The 3,492-nt window shown below is 39.0% G+C and carries 5 protein-coding genes; 4 read left to right on the top strand and 1 reads right to left on the bottom strand.

Annotated features, from left to right (window positions below):
• The coding region (locus tag CH376_RS23660) for a transposase (protein WP_207769131.1) at positions 1-385 on the bottom strand (385 nt) is incomplete at its 3' end.
• Between the two features lie 67 nt (positions 386-452).
• Between CH376_RS23660 and CH376_RS23655 the strand changes: the two genes are divergently transcribed.
• From CH376_RS23655 to CH376_RS23630, 4 genes are all read left to right on the top strand, one after another.
• The gene (locus tag CH376_RS23655; protein ID WP_100788579.1) at positions 453-1,046 is read left to right on the top strand and encodes an AlbA family DNA-binding domain-containing protein; all 594 of its coding nucleotides are present in this window, start codon (positions 453-455) and stop codon (positions 1,044-1,046) included.
• Positions 1,047-1,049: 3 nt separating this feature from the next.
• Complete coding sequence (locus CH376_RS23650; protein WP_100788577.1) at positions 1,050-1,760, top strand: hypothetical protein; 711 nt, start codon at positions 1,050-1,052, stop codon at positions 1,758-1,760.
• Between the two features lie 933 nt (positions 1,761-2,693).
• Positions 2,694-2,945: a ribbon-helix-helix protein, CopG family gene (locus CH376_RS23635; protein WP_100788574.1), complete on the top strand. Its 252-nt coding sequence runs from the start codon at positions 2,694-2,696 to the stop codon at positions 2,943-2,945.
• A complete protein-coding gene (locus CH376_RS23630; RefSeq protein ID WP_100788572.1) occupies positions 2,942-3,367 on the top strand; it encodes a type II toxin-antitoxin system VapC family toxin in 426 nt (141 codons plus the stop codon). Before CH376_RS23635 ends, CH376_RS23630 begins: the two co-directional genes overlap by 4 nt.
• Positions 3,368-3,492 lie beyond the last annotated feature (125 nt).

Genomic DNA, 3,492 nt, shown 5'->3' with positions numbered 1-3,492 from the left:
GGCTCTCGGTGATATCCTCGACTCTCCGAACAGAAACTCCAGCGAGATACATCTCCATGAGAGCTTCTTCTACCGAACTCTCCCTTCGTTTGTATCGATCGATGATCGCCGACTCAAACGGAATTGTTCTAAGTTTCGGAACTTTTAACTTTACTTTTCCGGCTTTTGTTTCGAAGTTTCTATTATACGAACCCGCTCTTGTATCTACTCGATCCGGGTTTCTCTCATACCTTGAGGCTTTGCAGAGTTTATCCGCTTCCTCATCTAAGAGAGCGTTCAGCGTTTCTTCCACTGAGCCTCTTACGAGTTCGCTCAAGTCTTTCTTGAGCTGGGTCTCATCCACTTGAATTACTTTCAGGTGCGCTTTTTCTTCTTCTGCCCTCATTGGGGGGTTCTCCTTTTTTTGAATTTGATCGTTACAAACTCAATCGGCAAGGAGAGCCTTCTCATTCATTCTTAAATCTGCGAAATGTTTTGGACGTTATCGGGAAAGCAGAGCTGTTGAGTTTAAACGCTCAGAAAATTGGGATTCGCTGAAAGCTAAAATTGTTAAATCATCAATGGCAATGAGTAATCTCTCTGATGGAGGTCTTATAATAATTGGGATTGATGAAGATAATAAAAAGTATCAGAGAGGTGGGCTTAAATCAGATCATCTCGCTTCATACTCGTATGATATTGTTTTGTCATATATTAATTCTTATGCGGAACCACATATTTCTTTAAATTACCACTTAGTTGAAGATCCAGATAATGAGCTAAAGAAATTTATCGTGCTTGATATCTTAAGTTTTTCCTTAGTTCCTACAATCTGTGCGAAAGACGGTATCGAAAATTTAAGAAAGGGTGCAATTTATATTCGTTCGACTAGAATTCCTGAAACAGCAGAAATAAGATCATACAGCGAAATGCGTGAATTAATTGATCTTGCTACGGAGCGATCAATTCGTAAATTTTTAGGACAAATGCAGCGTCTAGATCTTACTCTTAAAGATCAAATGGTATCATCTGCTCAGATGTTCGAAAACGAACTTAATGGATTGTAATCGATGACAGAAGCTGAAATTATCTCTGAAATTAAGTCAGGCCCTCATTGTCGCATGATAGTTCGTCCGAATGAATATCAAGAACAAGTTATTCACCAGCTTTCTGAAATAAAGGAGTTATTGGAAAATTCCATTGTAAGGTTTAGAGGTTGGGATTTTCCACATATTGATAGAGAAAATATGACTTTCGGTAATAACTATTTAGGATCATATGATAAATGGAGACGTTCTGAAATGTGGCGCTTTTATCAAAGCGGTCAATTTATTTACCTGTTCCAATTTCACGAAGACTTTTTAGATAAAGAATTCGCTACGCGTATTTACTATCAGCATAAAAATAATCCAAAGTTTGAAGAGAAAGGATACGTTGATTTCATTATGCTACTATCAACCATAGCAGAGATTTATGAACTAACCTATAGATTGCTGAGTAAAAATTTGTTACAACGCTCATGTACAATTATTTTCTCTATGATTGATGTTTCGGGTAGGTTGTTAAGCACTATTGATCCTGGTCGGAGTTTGCTTCCAAAATACCAGGCTACAGAAACAAATCTTGAATTTAATAAGACTTACGATATTGATGATTTTTCGGACATTGAAACGATTACGATTCAATGTGTTAAATGGTTTTATGAGCGTTTTGGGTGGCATCAGCCATCTGAAATACTACTCAAGAATGAGTTATTGGAAATTCGATCGAAATCATTCTAAGAATCAGCCTTCGCCTAACTGCGGTTTCTCGCTCCGTTCGGGATCGCTAATGCGACCTTCACTCCGGCTCCGCACATTTGCTTTGTCACTCGGCTTGCGAGACGCGACTAAGGTCGCTCAAGCCTCGCGCCAATTCTTTCGCGCGTTTAGCGCGCTTCAGAACCGCAAACGTCGAGAAACCTACCTCGTTAGACGGCATTCCGCTTCGCTTTAATTTGGGTTTAGGCGAGTTTGGGGAAAAGAGAATTGCGCGTGGATTCGCTTTTAGTCTTAGCGCGCAATTTATAGCTTTTTTTGGCTCGCGGAACGAGCGCCTAACTGCGGTTTCTCACTGCGCTTCGGGATTGCCAAGGCAACCCTCGCTTGGCCTTCGGCACATTTGCTTTGTCACTCGGTTTGCGGGACGCTCGCTTAAGGTTCGCTCAAACCTCGTTCCAATTCTTCCGCGCGTTTAGCGCGCTCCAGAACCGCAAACGTCGAGAAACCTGGATCGTTATGCGCCATTCCGCTTCGCTTTAATTTGAGTTTGGGCGAGATTGGGGAAAAGAGAATTGCGCGTGGTTTCGCTTTTAGACTCAGCGCGCAATTTATAGCTTTTCTTGGCTCGCGGAACAGCGCATAACTAACGTTTGCCGCTGCGTTCGTCACTCGCGGGATCCGCTCGAACTCACTCCGGTCTTCGACACATCGCTTCGCGAACTTGACTAAGCAGTAATAGAAGAGATTTTTAGTAAAATTAAGTTCGCGACCCTTTCGCGCACAAGCGCTCGGGGACGCGACGTCGGCAAACTCTTGTCGTTAGACGACATGCGTGCGAGATGAGGCTTGAAATAGCAAACTACGTTTATATATTTGCTTTCGTAATCAATTAGGGTTCGAAATTTGAATTGACGCAATTTAAATTGTATTACATATGTGATACATGAGGCATTTATGATTAGTCTTCGTTTACCCCCAGAATTAGAAAAAAAGTTATCGGAAGTGGCTAAAATTGAGAATAAAAGTAAATCAGAAGTTATTAAAGAATCTTTAGTTTACTACATTGATAATTTTGCCCAAAAGCCTTCCGCCTATGAATTAGGTAAAAAATACTTTGGCCAATATAAAAGTGGCATTTCAGATAAATCGGTAAATCACCAAAAGTATATTAAAGAAGCGATACTGAAAAAACAAAAAGGTAAATGATAAAAGCAATTATTGATACTGGACCCATTGTGGCATTCTTCGATGAATCGGATATTTATTGTAATGACATTAGATCTTTTCTTAAAGATTTCAAAGGAAGATTATTCACAACTTTAGCAGTTATAACAGAGGTTTCATATCTCCTATCTGACAATAAGAAAACTCAGAATTCTTTTATCGAATGGATCAAAGACGGAGCAATTACAATTTTAAATCAAGATAATGATCATTTTCCATTAATTCATCATTATATGGAAAAATATTCAGATCGACCGATGGATTTTGCAGATGCCTCTTTAGTAAGTCTTTCTGAAATTTATGGAATAAAAGATATTTTAACTTTAGATAGCGATTTCCTTTTTTACAAAACGAAAAAAGGCAAAGCTTTAAATATCATTAATTCTGAGATGATCAAATCTTAAAGATAGTGTCCTTAAAGTTTCGCACAAATGAGAACTTGAGAAGAGCTCTCCTCACACGATCAAGCCATGAGCTTTAAAGTTTTTAACTCTTTTAATTTCTCCATGTCAACATACTTTTTAGTTCC

It is taken from the genome of Leptospira adleri, from assembly GCF_002811985.1.
Classification (GTDB): Bacteria; Spirochaetota; Leptospiria; order Leptospirales; family Leptospiraceae; genus Leptospira; species Leptospira adleri.
This window is presented reverse-complemented; position numbering and strand designations above follow the sequence as displayed.

What these genes read in the sequence shown, in the direction of transcription:
- CH376_RS23635 (WP_100788574.1), top strand. Translation starts at nt 2,694, where the DNA reads ATGATTAGTCTTCGTTTACCCCCAGAATTAGAAAAAAAGTTATCGGAA.
- CH376_RS23630 (WP_100788572.1), top strand. Translation starts at nt 2,942, where the DNA reads ATGATAAAAGCAATTATTGATACTGGACCCATTGTGGCATTCTTCGAT.
- CH376_RS23650 (WP_100788577.1), top strand. Translation starts at nt 1,050, where the DNA reads ATGACAGAAGCTGAAATTATCTCTGAAATTAAGTCAGGCCCTCATTGT.